The sequence below is a fragment of the Neobacillus cucumis genome, assembly GCF_002860255.1.
Taxonomy (GTDB): Bacteria; Bacillota; Bacilli; order Bacillales; family Cytobacillaceae; genus Neobacillus; species Neobacillus cucumis_A.
Genome location: NZ_PGVE01000017.1, coordinates 174,269 through 193,954, shown reverse-complemented (window position 1 = coordinate 193,954; position 19,686 = coordinate 174,269). Strand labels below are relative to the sequence as shown.

At 36.9% G+C, this 19,686-nt stretch carries 18 protein-coding genes, 1 tRNA gene and 1 pseudogene; 7 read left to right on the top strand and 13 right to left on the bottom strand.

All coding sequences use genetic code 11. From position 1 onward, the window contains the following. Positions 1-21: 21 nt before the first annotated feature. Complete coding sequence (locus CVD27_RS03570) at positions 22-1,404, bottom strand: sensor domain-containing protein (RefSeq protein WP_101646512.1); 1,383 nt, start codon at positions 1,402-1,404, stop codon at positions 22-24. Between the two features lie 204 nt (positions 1,405-1,608). On the opposite strand from CVD27_RS03570, the gene CVD27_RS27875 reads away from it, so the two are divergent. Next, positions 1,609-1,694: transfer RNA gene (locus CVD27_RS27875), tRNA-OTHER, on the top strand. Between the two features lie 87 nt (positions 1,695-1,781). Here the strand turns inward: CVD27_RS27875 and CVD27_RS03565 are convergent. Both CVD27_RS03565 and CVD27_RS03560 read right to left on the bottom strand, forming a co-directional pair. Further along, entirely contained in the window at positions 1,782-2,864 is a 1,083-nt protein-coding gene (locus tag CVD27_RS03565) for an inorganic phosphate transporter (RefSeq protein ID WP_101646511.1), read from the bottom strand. 252 nt (positions 2,865-3,116) lie between these two features. Beyond that, complete coding sequence (locus CVD27_RS03560) at positions 3,117-4,679, bottom strand: acyl-CoA synthetase (RefSeq protein WP_257984251.1); 1,563 nt, start codon at positions 4,677-4,679, stop codon at positions 3,117-3,119. A 504-nt stretch (positions 4,680-5,183) separates the two neighbouring features. On the opposite strand from CVD27_RS03560, the gene CVD27_RS03555 reads away from it, so the two are divergent. Further along, the gene (locus CVD27_RS03555; protein WP_101646509.1) at positions 5,184-5,900 is read left to right on the top strand and encodes a 3-ketoacyl-ACP reductase; all 717 of its coding nucleotides are present in this window, start codon (positions 5,184-5,186) and stop codon (positions 5,898-5,900) included. A gap of 114 nt (positions 5,901-6,014) precedes the next feature. Here the strand turns inward: CVD27_RS03555 and CVD27_RS03550 are convergent, their stop codons facing one another. From CVD27_RS03550 to CVD27_RS03535, 4 genes are all read right to left on the bottom strand, one after another. Further along, complete coding sequence (locus CVD27_RS03550) at positions 6,015-6,314, bottom strand: Dabb family protein (RefSeq protein ID WP_101646508.1); 300 nt, start codon at positions 6,312-6,314, stop codon at positions 6,015-6,017. Further along, entirely contained in the window at positions 6,311-7,576 is a 1,266-nt protein-coding gene (locus CVD27_RS03545) for a flavin-dependent oxidoreductase (protein WP_101646507.1), read from the bottom strand. Before CVD27_RS03545 ends, CVD27_RS03550 begins: the two co-directional genes overlap by 4 nt. A gap of 139 nt (positions 7,577-7,715) precedes the next feature. Then, on the bottom strand, positions 7,716-8,300 hold the full coding sequence (locus CVD27_RS03540) for a DUF2269 family protein (protein ID WP_101646506.1): 585 nt from the start codon (positions 8,298-8,300) through the stop codon (positions 7,716-7,718). Positions 8,301-8,498: 198 nt separating this feature from the next. Beyond that, a complete protein-coding gene (locus tag CVD27_RS03535; RefSeq protein ID WP_101646505.1) occupies positions 8,499-9,893 on the bottom strand; it encodes an MATE family efflux transporter in 1,395 nt (464 codons plus the stop codon). A 365-nt stretch (positions 9,894-10,258) separates the two neighbouring features. On the opposite strand from CVD27_RS03535, the gene CVD27_RS03525 reads away from it, so the two are divergent. Further along, a complete protein-coding gene (locus CVD27_RS03525) occupies positions 10,259-10,729 on the top strand; it encodes a divergent PAP2 family protein (RefSeq protein ID WP_101646503.1) in 471 nt (156 codons plus the stop codon). Between the two features lie 71 nt (positions 10,730-10,800). Here CVD27_RS03525 and CVD27_RS03520 read toward each other — a convergent pair whose 3' ends face one another. Further along, the gene (locus CVD27_RS03520; protein ID WP_101646502.1) at positions 10,801-11,796 is read right to left on the bottom strand and encodes a DoxX family membrane protein; all 996 of its coding nucleotides are present in this window, start codon (positions 11,794-11,796) and stop codon (positions 10,801-10,803) included. A 350-nt stretch (positions 11,797-12,146) separates the two neighbouring features. Between CVD27_RS03520 and CVD27_RS03515 the strand changes: the two genes are divergently transcribed. The 4 genes from CVD27_RS03515 to hemG all read left to right on the top strand — a co-directional run bounded on the left by CVD27_RS03515 (position 12,147) and on the right by hemG (position 15,392). Next, entirely contained in the window at positions 12,147-12,455 is a 309-nt protein-coding gene (locus tag CVD27_RS03515; RefSeq protein ID WP_101646501.1) for a hypothetical protein, read from the top strand. A 48-nt stretch (positions 12,456-12,503) separates the two neighbouring features. Then, a complete protein-coding gene (locus CVD27_RS03510) occupies positions 12,504-12,722 on the top strand; it encodes a hypothetical protein (protein WP_101646500.1) in 219 nt (72 codons plus the stop codon). Between the two features lie 592 nt (positions 12,723-13,314). Continuing rightward, entirely contained in the window at positions 13,315-13,740 is a 426-nt protein-coding gene (locus tag CVD27_RS03500) for a YfmQ family protein (protein WP_101646498.1), read from the top strand. A gap of 269 nt (positions 13,741-14,009) precedes the next feature. After that, positions 14,010-15,392, top strand: coding sequence for a protoporphyrinogen oxidase (gene hemG, locus CVD27_RS03495; RefSeq protein ID WP_101646497.1), 1,383 nt, complete (start codon positions 14,010-14,012; stop codon positions 15,390-15,392). 43 nt (positions 15,393-15,435) lie between these two features. On the opposite strand, the gene CVD27_RS03490 is transcribed toward hemG, so the two are convergent. The 5 genes and pseudogenes from CVD27_RS03490 to CVD27_RS03475 form a co-directional block, all read right to left on the bottom strand. Then, positions 15,436-16,872, bottom strand: coding sequence for an aminotransferase-like domain-containing protein (locus tag CVD27_RS03490; protein ID WP_101646496.1), 1,437 nt, complete (start codon positions 16,870-16,872; stop codon positions 15,436-15,438). Positions 16,873-16,928: 56 nt separating this feature from the next. Continuing rightward, the gene (locus tag CVD27_RS03485; protein ID WP_180960131.1) at positions 16,929-17,762 is read right to left on the bottom strand and encodes an SPL family radical SAM protein; all 834 of its coding nucleotides are present in this window, start codon (positions 17,760-17,762) and stop codon (positions 16,929-16,931) included. Between the two features lie 118 nt (positions 17,763-17,880). Beyond that, positions 17,881-18,291: a cupin domain-containing protein gene (locus CVD27_RS03480; protein WP_101646495.1), complete on the bottom strand. Its 411-nt coding sequence runs from the start codon at positions 18,289-18,291 to the stop codon at positions 17,881-17,883. Between the two features lie 2 nt (positions 18,292-18,293). Further along, positions 18,294-18,431, bottom strand: a pseudogene (locus tag CVD27_RS27870) (cyclophilin-like fold protein); the annotation flags it as partial. 49 nt (positions 18,432-18,480) lie between these two features. Next, on the bottom strand, positions 18,481-19,653 hold the full coding sequence (locus CVD27_RS03475) for an MFS transporter (protein WP_101646494.1): 1,173 nt from the start codon (positions 19,651-19,653) through the stop codon (positions 18,481-18,483). Positions 19,654-19,686: the final 33 nt, after the last annotated feature.

Here is a 19,686-nt window from a genome sequence, read left to right as displayed (position 1 = left end):
TTCATCGACCGCCTACCTTAATTAGCTCTCTAAGGCCATGCGCTTATTTGCATGATATTTCATTTCTGGATGATATAGACTATAGCAGCTTCTGCCTTGATCTTTTGAACCATACATGGCAAGATCAGCATTTTTAATAAGAGTATTAAGATCTTTCCCATCTTTTGGATAAAAACTAATCCCCATACTTGTTGATATATTTAGTCTTTGTCCATGAATAGGAAAAGGAAGAGCCATTACTTCCATGATTTGGTCACAAACACTAGTGATTTCTTCTTCATTTGATAGATACGGGACAAGAATAATAAACTCATCTCCCCCAAACCTTGCTATATTAACCTCTCTATTTTCTGTTGCTGATTGAATTCGTTTTGAAACTACCTTTAACAATAAATCCCCCGCATCATGTCCTAAGCTATCGTTTACTATCTTGAAGTAATCTAAATCTAACAAGATAAATCCCAACTGGGTTTCAGTCTTTTCTGAGATATGCTTGTCTAGAATGGACTGAATTGACCAGCGATTCGGGAGACCCGTTAACGCATCATGATAGGCCATATGTTTGATTTGTGCTTCCGTCCTTTTTTTATCGCGAATATCCCGGCATAATGCAAAGTAAATTTGCTTTTCACCAATATTTATTAAACGAATATTAATATCTACCGGAATTTTTAAATCATTTTTCCCTGTCATCATATCTTCAAAATTGCTTGAGGACTGCTCTTTTGTTCCAATTTTTAATTGTTTAATTTTAGATGGCAGCTGTGAAAAAATCATCTCAGTACTCATCTCGAGAAGTTCCTCTTTCGAAAAATTTAAGACTTCACAAGCAGTTGGGTTGATCTCTATAAACTTTCCTTCTACTCCTATAAGGAAAAAACTATCTGCTGCCTGTTCCGTTAGACTTCTAAACTTTTCTTCACTTTCTTTTAACCGCGTTTCTGCTTTAACACGGTCTGTTATATCTAACCCAAAACCTAATAAAAATTCCTCATTTGATTCTTCAATATGAATAATGGTCTTTCCAGAAAACATATGATGTTCCTCGCCTTTATAGCCGCTTGGGAATTCTTTGGTGATTAGTTGTCGTTTCTCCCAAACCTCGAGATCATAAGCTCGGTTAAGTTCTGCAATTTCACGGGGAAAAACATCAAAGATGGTTAATCCAATTACTTCATTTAGACTTTTTCCATTCGATAGGCAAGCTTCTTTGTTCGCGTAAATGGTGCGGCCTTCCGGATCTTCCAGGAAGATATTGATGGGCAAGGCATCCAGAATACTTAGATATAAAGATTCTTTGATTCTTATCTGCTTTGAGAGTTCCTGGTTTTGCCGTTCCAGTTCAGCGATTTGTGAACGCAGCTTTTCTATTTCATTTGCTTGCTGATTGGACTGAACGTTCATCTATATCCTCCTCAATCTTTTCCACAAAAATTTTATGTATTTAAGTACACCTAAAGTGTTATTTAAGAAATTTATTTCTATTATATATCATTATATAATAGGAATATTTTCCTTACTTTTGGAATTACGAAAGATTTATGAAAAAGAAAAAAAGTGTGCAGAGGTTAAAGTATATATTTGTTATTTAAGGGCATTTTATTGGTAGGACTTGTAGCTCAAAAATAGAGCAACTTGCAGTCACCGTCTGAGGACTGTAATGTATTTTGTGGGTTTGAATCCCACCAAGTCCTTTTTTAGTTCATTCCAAACATAGACAAAGACACCCTCCTAATTTTGAATGATGTCTTTGTCTATGTTTTTTCCATGATATTAAAATGCTATATTCCTCCACCCTCGTCATGGATGGTGCTGTTTTCTTTACGAATATTGGCATATAGGCTTAATGTTCCTAATGCTGCTATTAATGTACTTAATATAACGATGATATTGTAAAAATTGGTCTTTATCAGCAAATTTATAAGGGTATAAGAAATAACCAATGACGCTAACGGTGAAATTAACCATACCTTCAAAATTTTTCTGATAACGGCTTTTTGCCAAAAACCAATCCCTTTTTGTGATGCTCCAATCCCTAAAATTCCACAAGTGGTTACTTGTGTTAGAGGAATTGGCAATCCGAAAATGGAAGCAATGGTAACAAGAGTTCCCCCGGTAAAAGAAACAGCACTTCCCTCTAATAGGGATAGTTTAGTGATTTTCTTCCCATTGGTTTCTATTACCCTTCCTCCCAATAAAATGGCTCCTAACGCCACAAATAAACCGCCAATCCAGATTCCTTTCGAAGTAGATAGCATTCCGGCTCCCACTAAAGGTCCAACGGCATTTGCTACATTATTCATCCCAGCGGAAAAGGCTTCAAAGCATCCCCCAAAGACAAGCACTCTGCCCAGCCATATTTTCCATTTTCCAGGTTTAGTCAAACTTGCCCAGCGTTTCTCTGATGCAGCAATCAGCTTTCCAAGTAGAAAGGTAATGACAAATGAGACAACTGGAACAATAACCCAAAAGGCAACAATAACTAGCAAACTATTAATAAACAAACTTTTATATGCAATACCTGCACCGACAATTGCACCGACTGTCACTTCACTTGTCGATAAAGGTATTCCCATTAGATTCGCAATAAACAGAGTCAAGGTAGCACCGGCCAGAATTAGAACGACTAGTTCCATCGTCAGTATCTTCGAAGGAATAATTCCACTTCCAATTGTCTTTACGACTTCTCCGCCTCCAAGAATGGCACCTAAAAATGCCGCAATCGCAACTAAAACCATAGCAAGCCATTTTTTCTTAATCGCATCTGCACCATAGGCAGAGCCCATGGACGCGGCGGTTCCGCTTGCTCCAATGTTCATTGCGAAGAAGAATGCTATGATAAAAGCTAAATAGGTCCAAAACATCCCAATCTCTCCTTATGTGAATCTATTTATCTAGCAGAATTAATCTCGCAATGTTCCGAAACTTCAATTCAGACTATTCAGGTAGGAATAATTTTATACTATACAATTCCTTTTTGCAATAATCAACCTAAAAGCTGCATATGTCACTGAATTTTTTTAAAATTAATTCAGTTGGTAAAATTAAATAAAAATGCTATAGCCCAATTAGAGGCTATAGCATTCTTCCATTTTTTCTGTTAGTTTATTTACAAATTATTTCTGCGGTCTTAATGCTACCCGTCGAATTTTTCCAGAGTCTGTTTTAGGTAATGCCTCTAAATACTCAATCACACGTGGATACTTATATGGAGCCGTCAGGTTTTTAACAAAGCTCTGTAGTTCTTTTGTCAGCTCAGTTGTACCTTCAATACCATCTTTTAATACAATACACGCTTTAACCACATTTCCTCTAACTGGATCTGGTGATGCCACAACAGCACACTCTTTTACAGCTTTATGTTTCATTAAAGCATCCTCGACTTCAAATGGCCCAATCGTATAGCCGGAACTGATAATCACATCATCTTTTCTTCCTTGGAACCAATAATAGTTGTCGACATCTTTAAATGCACGATCCCCAGTTAAGAAATAATCACCAATATATGAAGCAGCAGTCGATTCGGGATTTTTATAATAATGTTGGAACAAGGCAGGGAAATCCTTTTTAATTGCAATCGTCCCTACTTGGTCTACAGGAGAAGGCTGCCCATCTTCATCCACTACTTCAATATATTCAGGCATTAGAGGCTGACCCATTGAACCTAATTTATTCACATTTGTATTTAAATTGGCAATCAATAAGGTACTTTCAGTTTGTCCGTAACCGTCACGAATTAAAATATTAAATTCATTTTTAAATACATCAATTACTTCACGGTTCAACGCTTCACCCGCAGAGACTGCTGTGTGTAATGGTGTTAGATCTAATGTGGATAAATCATCTAATTTTGCCATCATCCGATACTCAGTCGGTGTACAGCATAAAACATTTACTTTGTTGTCCTGAAGGAGCTGCAAATATTTATGCGGCTGGAACCGGCCGTTATAAACAAATCCAGTTGCCCCCGAACCTAAGATAGATAGGAAAGGACTCCAAACCCATTTTTGCCATCCAGGTGCAGCTGTAGCCCAGACAAGATCATCTTCACTAATATTCAACCATTTTGAAGCAGCAATTCGTAAATGGGCATAACCCCATCCATGACTATGAACAACCCCTTTTGGCTGACCAGTTGTTCCAGAAGTATATGCTAAAAAGGCAAAATCGTCTTTCAGGGTATCCGCATCGGTGAAGGTATCTGATTCCTCTTCCATTAAGGCTTCCATTGAAAGCCAATTAGGTACTTCCTGACCAAAGGCAATCTTAAATTGAAGATAAGGTGTTTCCTCAGTAATTTGATCAAATTCCTTTATTAGATTGTAATAGGAAATGACTGCTTTCGCTTCTGAATGATTTAGACGATAGACTAAGTCCTTTGCCCGAAGTAATTCAGATGAAGGACTAATGACAATTCCTGCTTTTAAACAAGCTAAATAAATTACATATGATTCGATTAAACGGGTCGTCATTACGACAACACGGTCCCCTTTGTTAAGTCCTAATTTAGTTAAACCATTTGCTAGTTTATTTGCCTTCTTATTAAGTGCATCATAAGTGATTGTCTTCGTTTCCCCTGACTCGTTTTCCCATCTCAAAGCGATTTTATCCGAAACATGCTTTGAAATTTCACTTGCTAAATTAAAGTGTTCTGGTGCGATCAATGATTTAAAATCCACTGGTGTCAATCTCCAATCTGTAAAATTAAAACACATGCATAATTAAGACAGTGCCTTTTTCGAAATTTCTAAGAATTAGTACCTAGTAATAGTACAAGCCTTTAAAAATTATATACTTACAATAATACCACTTTGAGTTTGAATGTAAATTATTTAACTTTGTCGTTCACTTAATCGTAGGATTTATTAACTAGAATTAGCTTTTCCTTCATTGATTATCAATCAAACAGTTTTAGATATAAGAAAGGAATAAACTAAACTTCCAACCATTTCTGTATAAAAAACCTCCAGAAAAAACGTTAAAAAAAGAAGAAGGTAAGCATGGATCCGGCAAATTTGCAGGATAATATTTAAATAGTAGAATCTCAGTTCATTATAATTGAGGTTCTTTTTTTAGTATGCTTTAATAAAATTTCAATTACTTACCAAATAAAAAAGTATATTGGTTTATGTAATTGCTCATTTTTTAGTTGTTCCAAATTTATATGGTGAGGATGGATGATAATGATCACACTAAAAGGAAAGACGGCTATTATTACGGGGGCAGGAAGAGGTATTGGCCGTGCTACGGCGGTTGCTCTAGCGAAAGAAGGCGTGAATTTAGGTCTAGTAGGACTTAATATGTCTAATCTTGAAAAAGTAGCATCTGAACTTGAACAATATGACATCCAAATTTCAGCAGCGACAGCCGATGTTTCTGACCTTGAATCCGTTACTCATGCAGTTGAACATATTAAATCAGATTTAGGAGACATTGATATATTAGTCAACAATGCAGGTGTAGCAAAATTTGGAGGTTTCCTCGATTTGAATCCAGAGGAATGGGAAAATATTATTCGTGTAAATCTGATGGGTGTTTATAATGTAACTAGAGCAGTATTACCCGACATGATTGAAAGAAAATCAGGTGATATTGTAAATATCTCCTCTACTGCAGGCCAAAAAGGAGCACCCGTAACAAGTGCTTACAGTGCTTCGAAATTTGCTGTATTGGGTCTTACTGAATCACTCGCTCTCGAGGTTAGAAAGCATAATATCCGTGTCACGGCATTAACACCAAGTACTGTTGCAACTGATTTAGCGATCGAAACCAATCTGATTTCAGGAAATCCTGAAAATGTCATGCAGCCGGAAGACTTAGCAGATTTACTCGTAGCTGGTTTAAAACTTCATCCAAGAGTATTCCTTAAGTCAGCAGGATTATGGTCGACTAATCCATGATTTAAAAAGGGAAAGGATTTTACATCCTTTCCTTTTTAAAACTAAAGTCGTTATAATAGCAACATTACACAAATGCTAAAACGCGTTACAGCATTAAAGTCACTGACCAAAAAATTATAATTTGATTTCAAAATCCACAATAATGCTGTCTTTTAAACCAATCTCCTGCAAATAACTGAAAACTTCTTGGTGTGCTGGATGAGGACCATAATTTTCTAAAGAAGTCCTGTCTACAAAACGGACCGTCAGACCCATGTCAAATCCCTGACTTCGGGTTGAAAAATTTACCCCCTGTTGAATGTCCACTATGCCAGGTATGGCGTTTTTTAGCAGTAATGTCCTGCGAATCAATTCTTCTTTTTGTTCTTCCGTAGTGACTTGAGAAAATTTAAGTAAAACAATATGCTCGATCATGATATAACTTCAATTTTACTATTCAATTTTTCTCGGTCAAATCCTGCAATCTGCTTGTAACCATTAGCTATTTCCTCCAGTTCTTGATAGGAAATGACATCGTCTAAATTGACAAAACCATTAGGCGCCCGCTCTTCGACAATTTGCATGACAACTTCTGGACCATTTTTTCGATTAGTCAATACAATATTAGCTGTTGGTTCTAATCTAACATCTTCGTACACCTTCAACGCAACTTCAGCATCCGGATATTCTAAAATCGCCTCTCCTAATGCGTCCGCATCAAGAATCGCTTGTGAAGCACCATTCGATCCAATCGGATACATAGGGTGTGCCGCATCTCCTAACAACGTTACACGTCCAAAGGTCCATTGAGGTAATGGATCACGGTCAACCATCGGGAATTCATAAACAGCATCTGTTTCTTCAATTAGCTTTGGCACATTCAGCCAGCCAAAATCCCATGCCGCAAAAGCAGGTGCAAAGATTTCCTTATCTATTTTTCGGTTCCAGTCTGCACGTGACGGCATTTCGGCCATTACGGTCAGTTCCGCAATCCAGTTAACGAGCGACCGTCCATTTGCTGCCGTATCCGGACAAACAGGGTAGGCTACAAATTTTTGATCCTGATAGCCTGCCATAATCATCGATCTTCCTGTGAGGAATGGGGTGGATTCCGTAATCCCCCGCCATAAAATACGGCCGCTGAATTTAGGCAGTCCTTCATCCGGATAATAGAATTTCCTAACAACAGAATGAATACCATCGGCTGCAATCATGATGTCAGCATGAAAGGTTCCACGGCTCTCTCCCGTTTTTCTGTTTTCAAACTGAGCTACTACTATGTCACCAAAGGTTTGGAATGATTTCAAATGATGTCCTGTATAAACAGATTCCTCACCAAGTTCTTTTTTAACGGCATCGAGCAACAGCATTTGCAGTTTCCCGCGATGAATGGAATATTGTGGCCAGTGGTACCCCGCTTCTTCTCCTCGGGCCTCTTGCCAGATATTCTTACCGAATTTGTTTACATAAATTAGTTCTGCAGTAGGCAAGCCTATGTTTGATAATTCCTCAGCTAAACCTAATTCTGTTAAAACCCTCACGGCATGCGGTAATAGATTGATTCCAACACCCAGAGCTTTAATATTTTCTACACTTTCAAAGACACGCACTGACACGCCAACGCGGTGAAGTTTCAGGGCGGTCACAAGCCCGCCAATACCGCCTCCAACAATCATGGCTGTTTTAATATTCGTCATATGTATCTCTCCTTGTTTTACTAAGCTTGCTGACTATTCTTAATTATTACATAAATTAAAAATATATCAATATAAAAACTTGCTGATATTAAAATAGGAGAGAATCTTTACAAATGATTCTCTCCTACTTTAAATATTCTTAATTAATTGAACTTGATTTTTTATTATTTAAAGGAACAGTGGTTGATGCTCGGCTTAACAGAATGTTAGCAAAGCTCAATCCTAGAACAACAGCTACAACCATTGTGATAATGGAACCCGCCAATGCTAATTTAACAGTCATTAGAAATACAATGGCAAAGGCCAACATGGTCATAATCAAAACAGAATTCCAAAGGACTCGATCTCTTACCTTTTCTAATAATCCAGACGATGGAATGTTATTTGTTTCTGCTTTTGCAGCACTTAAAATAGCTTTTAATCTTCTAAGGTTAATAATTGGGCCCATAAATGTCATGATGATCAATATGGTTAGTGATAGATCTATCCACGCATTCCCAAATCCCCAACTGGAGAAAACCAGGTATAACCCAGGTACTAGGATTAAAATCACACTAAAAGGAAGCAATCCATCCAGTTCTACTGCCAAAGCAGCCCAATTTCTTAAAGCCTCTGTGGTCCTCGAATTCAGCATGGAAATCATCGCTAATAAGGTGATTCCAACTGCTACAAACATAACCAAGGCGCCAATGATGTGTAAAAATAATACAATACTATACAACAATTTTCCTATACCCCCTTATTTTACCTAAACAATTATATAGAAATTTCTCGTAGGGCGAAAGTCCTTTATTTTAAATAATCTAATTTATTTGCACCATTCAGGTTACCTTAGCTCATTGACTGTTGCAGATAAAAAAAGAAAGCTGCCATATTTCGACAGCTTCCTATGTATTAGAGCAACATATTTAACAGACAAAAATTACACAAGTTTATGAGCATACCACTTCTTCCCTTTAAAACGCCATATAAAAATCAGTGTCCGCATGCCCCATTCTATATTCATCGCCGTCCAAACGCCGATAATCCCAAAACCAAACGTGATTCCTAAGAGATATCCAAGTACTACACGAAGCAGCCACATCGATAAAAGGGATGCAATGGATGTAAAACTTGAATCTCCCGCTGCCCGTAAAGCCGATGGCATGATAAAACTTGCCGGCCATAAGAGCGGATGGCCCACTGCTGATATTAAAATCAGCGTAAAAATGGTTGAAATAATTTCTTCCGGCGGACTGAAAAGTTTGATTAATAACGGAAACAATGGGATTAAGACGGCATCTGCAATGAGAAAAAGGATCGTACCAAGACCAATCATTGAAATAATAAATTTCCTAGCATCCTCTACATTCCTTCTTCCAATACATTGTCCAACAACCGTAACGATCGCAATACCTAAAGAATTGGGTCCTATTTGAAAAAGTAAGGCAATTGAATTCCCGATAGCATAAGACGTCAAGGCAAGCGTCCCTAATTGCACAATAAACGTTTGAGTTAAAAGTTTCCCGCCATTAAAGAATAACTGTTCCGCTGCAAACGGTAGCCCAATAAACATGACCTTCTTCAAGATAGAAAAATCAATATGTAAAGCATTCTTCAACTTAAAGCGAATGGATTCATTGTATCTAACAATATAGATTAAGGCTGCAACAACACCTAGTAATCTTGCAATAATGGTCGAAATGACCAGGCCTTCTACTCCCATTTTGAATATCGGTATGAGCAAAATATTTAGGATGGTATTCGTCACATTCATTAATAAGGATAAATTCAAGCATGGCTTGGTCTCTCCCACTCCTCTCAAAGCCCCTGTTACAGCTTGGAAGATGGCGATAAGTGGATAAGACAAACAACTTCCTATTAGATATATTCGAGCATATTGAAAGACATTTTCTTCCGCTTTACCGAATAAAAGGTTTAAGGTCGGTGTATGAAAAGTAATAACTAATGCAGCAAGCACTACAGAGAATATAGTAACAGCCGATATAGCTTGTGTGGCTGTTTTGGAAACCATCTCTGGATTGCCGCTTCCTTTATATTGGGCCACCATCACCGTACCGCCAGTTGCGACTGCAATAAAGACGTTGACTAAAAAGATATTCAATGAATCTACCATACTTACAGCACTAACAGCATCAACACCAGCCGAGCTGATCATCGCTGTATTTAATAAACTCATTATAATTAAAAACGCCTGGTCGACAAAAATAGGGGTAATGATTGCGAATAACTTCTTATAATCCATGGATTCGCCAGTAAAATACTTATCTAACAAAAAAACCGTTCTTGGTTTGATTTTCACTGCAAGTTTATTCATTCCACTACACTTCTTTTCAATTTGTTAGGAATCCAACAATATTTGTAAATTAATATGGACTATTATAACATTATTTAGGGAAGATAAAAGGGCTATAATGGCAAAAATAAGAATGTTTGTTTATGAACAAGATTTAGCAAAAAAGTAAATTCTCCTGTTATACGAATGGTACCTCGCATTTAACCTATGAGTTTAACTACTTGGTTTATGCAAGTTCAATTTTCTTTTTAAACTTTGAATTAATTTTTACCATTTTTTGTTCTAAATGGTCTATATTAAGTAAATGAGGGTAAATAATAAAGTGGCGGAAAGTCAGACTCCTTCCCCTTTTGGTGTTTGAGGTAATTGAAAAAAGGAGGTCAATTATGTTTTTATCCTGCCCCATTTTGGCTGCACTTTTAGGAATGTTGATTGCACAATTTATAAAGATACCGATTCATTTTTTCTCAACCAGAGAATTAAAATGGAATTTGATGTTTAGTACAGGTGGTATGCCTAGTTCACATACATCCACAATCATTTCCTTAACAACTGCCATTGGATTAATTTCTGGATTTACATCTAATGAATTTGCCATTTGTGTTGTCGTTTCTGCCATTGTTATGCATGATGCAACCGGAGTTCGCAGACACGCTGGATATCATGCCGAAATCTTAAATACCTTATTAGTCGACTTTAATACCCTTATTGAGGTATTAAAGAACCCGAATATAAAGAAACCGGTATCTCGGGAAAAATTAAAAGAATTATTAGGTCACCAGCCAATCGAAGTTTTTGGAGGCGCGATTACCGGCATCATTATTGGAGTCGTTACATATTATCTCTATCCGTTCTAATCCCTTAAAAGAAATACGAAAAGGAAACCACCCATGCAAGGACACGGGTGGTTTCCTTTTATTAAATATTTCTATGCAAAACGATAATAAATCAGTAAAAAGGTTGCTAATACGAAAATGAAATTCAAGAATACAAAGATAAATTGATCAAGTTTTGTTTTGTGCATCTTAATTGGCGGGTTGTAAAATGATACACCTTCAATGATGAAGATTAATAACACGATATGAATCATGAAATGTCCAATCACTTCTGTCATACCGAACAACATAGTAGTTGAGATAAAAATACATGTTACAACAAACCCTAGTACTCTATTTAAAATACCAACAACTAATAAATACCCAACAACAAATTCAATAAATGCGGCCATCACTACAAATAAATCAGGTGCGAAACCAAATGTAGGTACATGATGGTGTGCCACAATATCTAAGGCCATATCTGGGTAAACCCATTTTTCAACAGCTACCCAGCTAAGTGATAATCCTGTCCCTAAATATAAGAACGGGAAGCCTGCTTTTTCGAACTTTGTATTTCCAACCAATAAAACCCCAATAATGGCAACATAAAAACCGTAGTCTAACATATAAAAAATGCCATGGTGAATCGTAACATAAATAAACAATCCAAGTAAAATAACCGCGCCTATTTTGGTAGAGATATGGTGTGGGATTAATAGAAATCCAATGGTAATCCAAGTTAACACCACAGCTACAGTATTATGCATATGAAACTCAGGAGCAAACAATGTTCCGTTGGCCATTTGGATCATCAAAGCAACGGCCGTACCGTATTTTAGTATATAACGAGAATATTTTCGAAGACTTGAGAATCGGTCCTCCCACCTTTTCATTGGACCCCATTCCGCCATTTTAGGAAGGATTAATGTCAAAGAAGCTAAAACGATGGCTGCTAGTAGTGCAAAGAATATAAATATTGGTGATAAAATATGTTCGATAGAATCCTTATGTGGAGATATGTTTGTAAACCACTTCACATGAGCCTCAGCAAAAAAAGGTGTCATAATTAGGCCCAGCATTAATAGTATTTGAAAGATCTTTTTCATCTGTATTTCCCCCTTGGTAACATTAACAACATGAATATAGTGTTAATATACATGATAAATTAGACCTATGACCATCCTATTTTTGAACATTATGTGAAATGATTCACAAATATCCCCCTAGTCTTCACATGAATATTTAATTTGCACAATGTTTTTTTATTTTCTTGTATTTGATTCCCTCTATATAAAATTGATGAGACTTTGCATATCATAAATTAGTAATTCTATAATAATTGAATTATAGTATATATTATGTCATGGACTAACATAGGTAAAAAGAACTAAAGGAAAAAAGATGGATTTACTTTCCACTTTTTTTTCTTAAAATACATAAAAGGAGGTAGAGTAATGTGATTAAAAGAATAATCATTTTAGTAGTTCTTACTTCAATTTTATTAGTACTCGTAAAATTTCAGTCATCCACTCCTGTTAACAATTCAGTTAAAAGTGAGGGTTCTTCTAAGTACTCTAAGGTAGTTTACACGATTAGCAATATTAAGGGTGATCGATACTACGGTAAAAGAGAGAACGGGAATGAGATTATTTTTTCTGCTAAAAACATTACATCAGATGAAAAGATTCAAATTCATGATGAGGTAATCTGTTATTTTGATAAAGATAATTTAGGTAAAGGCTTAGTGAAAGTTGAGAAAAAATAATATCCCACTTAGGTTGTCATCCTTACTTTATTTTAAAGGAGTAATAGCATGAAAGAATTTACAGTTTGCTATACGTTTGACGATAATATCATAACTGAAAAAATAATAAAAAATTCGAATGTTAAAAAAGAAGATGTAGAAAAAGAAATTTTTGAAAAAATGGATCGTGACAAATATTTTATGATCAAAAATGACCAAGGAGTCTTTATGGTCAATACTTTCTTAGTTCGATATGTACGTATCATGTATGAAAAGGTTATGGTTTAATATCATAGCTATTTTATAATTCTATTAACCTCTTTTATTAGTTGGGGGTTTTTCCCTTGGTAACTTTGTAGTAACTACAAGGTTGCCTTAACTTCTCGTTTGGTCATTTACAATGGCTGATGGTATCTCTCCTAATTCCTCAATAACAAATCTGCTTCTACATTTACCCATTGAGTGTCTTTTACCAAATACCATTTATACATTCGTTTACTCACTCTCAATAACTCACATTTTTAATCACTACAAATTGGATGGCTTATTTTCATGTTAATTGGATGGTTCTTAATCAATTAGGATGAGTTATTATTTATTAAAAGGGTTTTATATAAATTACAGTATTCGAGGTGTATTATGGAAATCATGTTCGGGTTGGTTACTTTGGTTTTAATCTTTGCCGTTGTATCGACTTTACTTTTAGCAGGAAAGTCTGACGAAAACTACAGAAGTTCCACTAAAAAAAACACAATAAATTTGACTTTAATATACGTAGTCATTATATTTATAGCTGTAATTTCTCTAGGAATCTACATTTGGTTGATTTAGTGAATTTTCATTGATTATAAGATAATAATAATAATGGAGATGTACTTTTATGACATGGACAATAATTTCAATCATTCTCATAAGTCTTCTTAAAATAGTAGTAACTTGTCTTCCCACAGGTTCAGTAGAATGGCTAATCAAGAAATTTGAGACTCATTCCAAACTTAGTGATGAAAATACCACCTTATCCATTGGAGGAACACGCTTGGAAGGTAAAGACAAAATGAAGATAGTTAATGATTTTAACGAAGCAATTTTTTTAAAGAAACACTATATATTTCCAGGAACTGAGGAATTATATTTAAAGCCAGAAAACAGTGAAACTCCACTAGTGATTGAAACTAAAAGTGGTAAAAAAGATGTTAAATTACTATTGTACCGATACAATGACCGTGTGGATGTTGTTAAACAATATAAAAAGAAAATGGTGGCTTATAGCCTGCTTTCCGAAGAGCTTCAAAAAACCTCAGCATAAACTTTTTTCATTTGGGATAATTTAGTGGTATAATTTTATTTTTTAATAAAAAAACGGTTTATTACAACAAAAAACCTATGCGTAATGCTTTTACTTCGTTTAAGCATTACGCATAGGTTTTTACCTTTATTTAATTATCTTTATTATTAATAGCTGTTTATTAAGTTAAACTAAAATAATAAATCAAACAAGACCTGATGGTGCCTGACACCGACCAAGGTATGATACACTTGTTAGGACAAAGAATGAATTCATTAGAGGTGGCAAGAGTGAAAACAGTGTTAGTTATTGGCGGAGGGATTACAGGGTTATCTGCCATGTATGAATTACAAAAATGGAAAAAGACAAATGAAACTGATATCAGGCTAGTTCTGGCAGAAGCGTCTGATCAGCTTGGCGGAAAAATTAGAACGATAAAAAAAGATGAATTTATAATTGAATCGGGAGCGGATTCCATTGTGGCCCGTAAGATGGAGAATACGCCTCTGATCGACGAACTTGGTTTGGGAGAGGACGTTGTCTACAATGCCACAGGACGCTCCTTTATTTACACAGATGGGGAATTAAAGCTAATTCCGGAGGATGCTGTTTTTGGAATCCCTGCAAGTATCGAATCGTTGGCGAAGAGCACACTCGTGTCTGCAGAAGGTAAAGTAGCAGCACTGAAAGATTTTTATACAGTAAATGAAACATTTACCAAAAACGATTCGATCGGCTCCTTTCTTGAGCACTTTCTTGGAACTGAATTGGTTGAAAAACAAATTTCCCCTGTCCTTTCTGGGGTCTATTCTGGAAAATTAAGCGATTTAACGCTTGCAACTACCCTTCCGTATTTGATTGATTATAAGGAACAATACGGCAGTATTATTAAAGGGCTCGAAGCCAATAAACAGAAATTTAAAGGCGGAGAAAGGAAGTTTCTTTCTTTCAAAAATGGCTTAGGCTCATTGATTGATGCTTATGAGGAAAAGCTTGATGAAGCCGAAATTCTTAAAAATACAAGAGTCGAAAAAATTGAAAAAGATAACAGCTGCTTTCAAGTATTTCTTAATAATCAGAAAATCATTGAAGCAAATTACGTGGTCCTTAGTATTCCTAATACAGCTGCTGAAAACTTAATCAATGATTCGGAACTAAAAAAAGAGTATTCCAATTTCAAAAATAGTTCACTTATCAGTGTATATGTTGGCTTTGATGTGCCTGACAGCTTACTTCCTGCAGATGGGACAGGTTTTATTGCCGCAAATAATGACGAATTGTCCTGTAACGCTTGTACCTGGACAAGCCGGAAATGGGAGCATACCTCAAAATCAGGAAACCTGCTTGTAAGACTCTTTTATAAAAGCAGCCACCCTTCATTTGAATCATTAAAAGAAATGGATCAAGAGGAATTACTCGGTATTGCGCTCGAGGATATTCATAAGAGTCTGGGGATTAACGCCAAGCCTGTGGCTAGTGAAGTCACCAATTGGACGGATCAAATGCCGAATTATTTAAAAAGTCATCCTAAAAGTGTTGAAGCACTTGAAAACAAAATGGCATCCGATTACCCTGGAATAATCCTTGCCGGTTGTTCCTATTATGGAGTGGGTATCCCTGACTGTATTCAAAATGGGATAGACTCAGCAAGAAAAATCCTCGAAACGATTTAATTGGAAAAGGATAGCTATTAAAAAAGCAGCTATCCTTTGATTTTTAGCTTGTAACAAACTGTAAGGCATCTCCAAATCTTTTGATTCCTTCATGAATATTTTCTTCATTTTCCCTCGAAAAAGTAAATCGGGCATATCCTTTGTCTGTACCCATAGTGGATCCGGGTACATAGATCACACCTCTCTTAATGGATTCTTCTAGTAATTGAATCTCGTTTACTTCTTTTTTAATCCTGCACCATAAATGGATACCGCCATTTGGAACTTGAAAGTCAACCTGTTCTTTTAAAAAAGACTGCAGACTGACGACTAGCTGGTCTCTTCTGCTTTCTAAGTGCTTAACCAAATTCTTAATATGAAATTTAAACTCTCTCGAGTCCAAAAAGTCATTGGCCACCCATTGACTGTAACTGGCATGTCCAAAATCTACTTGCTGCTTCGCATCCGATAACCTTTCGATGACGGCTCTCGGTCCCATAATCCATCCTATTCTTAAGCCGGAAGCTACAATTTTTGTAAGAGAACTTATATATAATACATTTCCATTACGATCCAATGATTTCAACGTCTGCATTTTTTCTCCAGTAAAAGCGGTTAAGCTATAGGGATCATCTTCCACTACAGGTATCCCATACTGAGCTGATAGTTCAAGAACCTTTTTCCGGTTAGTGATGTCCATTAAAGTCCCTGTTGGATTTTGAAATATGGGACTCAAGAAAATCATCCGGATTCTATGTTTTTTATATAGAGCGGTAATATCGTCAGGGTTTATTCCGCAAATACCTACTTTAAGAAAATAGGTTTTGATTCCTGCTGATTTAAAAACAGGCAGATTGTAATGATAAGAAGGATCTTCGATCGCGACTGCGTCTCCAGGTTTCAACAAACATTGAACGACGAGATGCAACGCTTGCTGAGCCCCTGAAGTAACTAAAATCGAGGAGGGATTAGTTTCTATATCGCGAAATTGTTTTACATGCTTCGTAAGTGTATCCCGAAGGATCGCATTACCTTGTGGGTGGTCATACCCTAAAGATCCAATAAAGGATCTATTAGAAGTGATCTCTCTTAGAGAGCCCAAAGGAAAAAGATCCTGAGATAGTTCTCCGCTGGCTAAATTGATAAGTCTTTGCTCTGCCATTTCTTTGTGGATTCTTTGGGTTACAGGTAAATTGGGCAGAAATGAACCTGCCTCAATGTATCGATTCCAACTTGGGATTCGCTTTTTAGTCATTCCCCAAATATCTTTGCTGATCGTTGTTCCACTGCCTCTGTTTCGCTCAATAAGCCCATTTGATTGTAATTCATCATAGGCAGCAACTACGGTGCTACGGTTTATTCCAAGCTCTGTTGCCAAACTTCTTTCAGAAGGCAAGGGTTTATCAGGCGGAAATGTCCCATCAGCAATTCCCTTCTCAATATATGCAGCAAGTTGCTTGTAAATGGGGGTTTTAGATTTTCGATCTGGTATCCAATCCATTTGTAAAGTCCTTTGATTGTTTTTGATTTTCTCCTATTATAGTACTACAAGGATATTTATTTTGGAAAAGCTTCCTGCTTGGAAACTCGTATGATTTCACTAGTAAAGTACTTCCTAAAATATTTTTCGACCCTTAGGTGTAGATCTTTTTGATACCATTTCTCTAATTCATGATTCTGAAATAATGTGGGCATGCCAAGTCTCTCAGAACGTTTCCCCATTGCCCCATCTCCAATGGATAGAGTATCTATCCAAATATGATTCACGATGCCTTCTAATACCTTAGCGAAATCTGGGGTAAAGGACAAAACTGGAGAGATGGAAGCCTGGGTGTGTATCCCCGCATCATAAACTTCTTTTAGGGCTTTTAACCGTAATGGAATGCCTGGTGCAACGGGAGCAAAAATCTTCCTTATATCATCTCTATCAGTTTCAACGGTCATAGATACAAGAACATCACATTTTTCTTTTAATTTCACTAACAGATCTATATCCCTAGTGATGAGAGGACTTCGTGTTTGGACCTGAAGAAAATCAGGAGGATTCTCCAGCATTTCTTCTAATATCTCCCGTGTGATGGCTGCTTTACGCTCCATGGGTTGGTAAGGATCAGTTGCAGAGGACATAAAAATATTCACAGGTTTGTTTTTTTTACGAATCTTTATGATTTCATTTCGATAATTTTCTGCGGCATTTATTTTTATGTCCACCCATTCTCCCCAAGGTATTTCCTTGAATCTTTGAATGGGCATTTCCCTTACATAGCAGTATTTGCAAGAAAAGGCACAGCCACTATATGGATTTAATGAATGGGTAAATCCCACATCCAAATAACCCTTAGCTTCCGTAAGTATTTTTTTCGAAAGGGTTTCTTTTATTTCCATCCCCATATACATCGCTCCTTTCGAAATAGTTTAACTGATAATTAGAAAATTAAAGAATTGTACCTATAACATTATAATAATAGAAAAAAGCCCTGTATAATAGGGCCATTCTTATCCAAAACAATTATTTTAATTTGTTATATTCCTCATCTGCTACTGGTTCCAACCACTCAGGTTTACCTGCAGTGATGGCAATATGTTCAAACCAGCTTTCTTGTGTAGCACCATGCCAGTGTTTTACACCATCATGGGTGACAATAACATCACCTGCTTTTAAGAATTGAGCAGGTTTTCCATCTTCTTGGTACCAACCTTCGCCACCAGTTACCAATAAAATTTGAAATCCATCACGATGAATATGCCAGTTATTTCGGCATCCTGGTTCAAAGGTCACATTCCCCACTCCAACACTCACTTTAGGGTCAGCAACTAATCCTTTAAGATAACTTTGTCCCACGAAAAATTGTGCATATGCTTCATTTTTTTCGCCTACTGGGAAAATAATGCCATTTTTTACTTCTTCATGTTTTGCCATTTTTAATTCCTCCAAATTTTTTCAATTGTAACTGTAAAATTACCTTTCATACTTGCAAGCTTCTCGATTCCAGATTCAATCTTCCCTAGTTTAATAAGTCCACTTGCAAAACCAAAATCCCGATAAAATATAGCCAAATTTCCCCAAGGAGATAAATGTCATTTTTATACTGCTCATAGAACCTCCCCATTAAACGACCTTCTCGTATTCCACAACTTTACTATTAAGACGAAAAGATACCGCCGCAATAAGTGCGGCAATGGCGACTGATCCAGCTCCGATCCAGCTGACCGCCAGCACCGATATGCTTTTTACGGCAATACCCCCAATTCCAGCGGCGGCTGCTATGCCCAACTGTATAAATGAGCCATATAGACTAAGCATAATTCCAGAAGCTTCTGGAGCAAGCCAAACCAGATTATACTGCATACCTGGGCCAGACGACCATGCCGAGAAGGACCATAGCATAAGTAATGGAATGATAACAAAGGTTGATTTGGCAATAGTGGCTAGTAACACAAGAGCTATTACATGGACAAACAAACCGCCGACAAGCGTTCGCGGGTTGCCAATCCTATCCGTCATGAAGCCGCCAAACTTTGAACCTATTAATGTAGCGATACCGAATGCAAACAAGGCACCGCTGACTTCTCGTCCATTCATGGATGTAACGGTTAGCATGAATGGTGTAATATATGAATACATCACTCCATATCCTAACTGCCAAAAGAACGTGACACCAAGCCCCATTAAAACTTTCGGATTCTTTAAATACGAGAGTTGCTTACCCAGAGGGACGTTTACCTCATTATTTGCAGCAGGTATCGTACGAATAATAACCATGATTGCTAATAGACTTAGTACACCAATTCCCACAAAGATTAGCTTCCAATCATAGACGAGCGCTACAAGACGACCTATTGGCACACCGATGATAATGGCAGCGCTAAACCCAAGTATAACGGTGCCGATCGCTCCTGCTTGTTTTTCGGGTGGTGCTAATTTTGCAGCAGCAGTCTTCGCTGCAATAGCAAAAACTCCGCTTCCTAGAGCAAGTATAATGCGAGAGAAAACTAGAAAACCGAAGCCAGACAGGGTGAAGGTCATTACGCTGCCGAGCACCATTAAAACTAGAGACAGCATTAATAACTTACGCTGATTCAGTTTTGTCGTCGCCATTACGACAAGGGGAGAACCAACGGCATTAGCTATTGCAAATACGGTAATCAGTTGTCCTGCTGCCGATACAGAAACGTTATTAGAGGCAGCGATTTTATCCAGAATACCTGCAATGACATACTCTGATGTACTGACCATGAAGGTAATCAAGGCCAGCAAGTAGATTTTCCATGAGTTTTTCATAAGTGCGCTCTCCCCCCTCTGTTACAAGTAGGA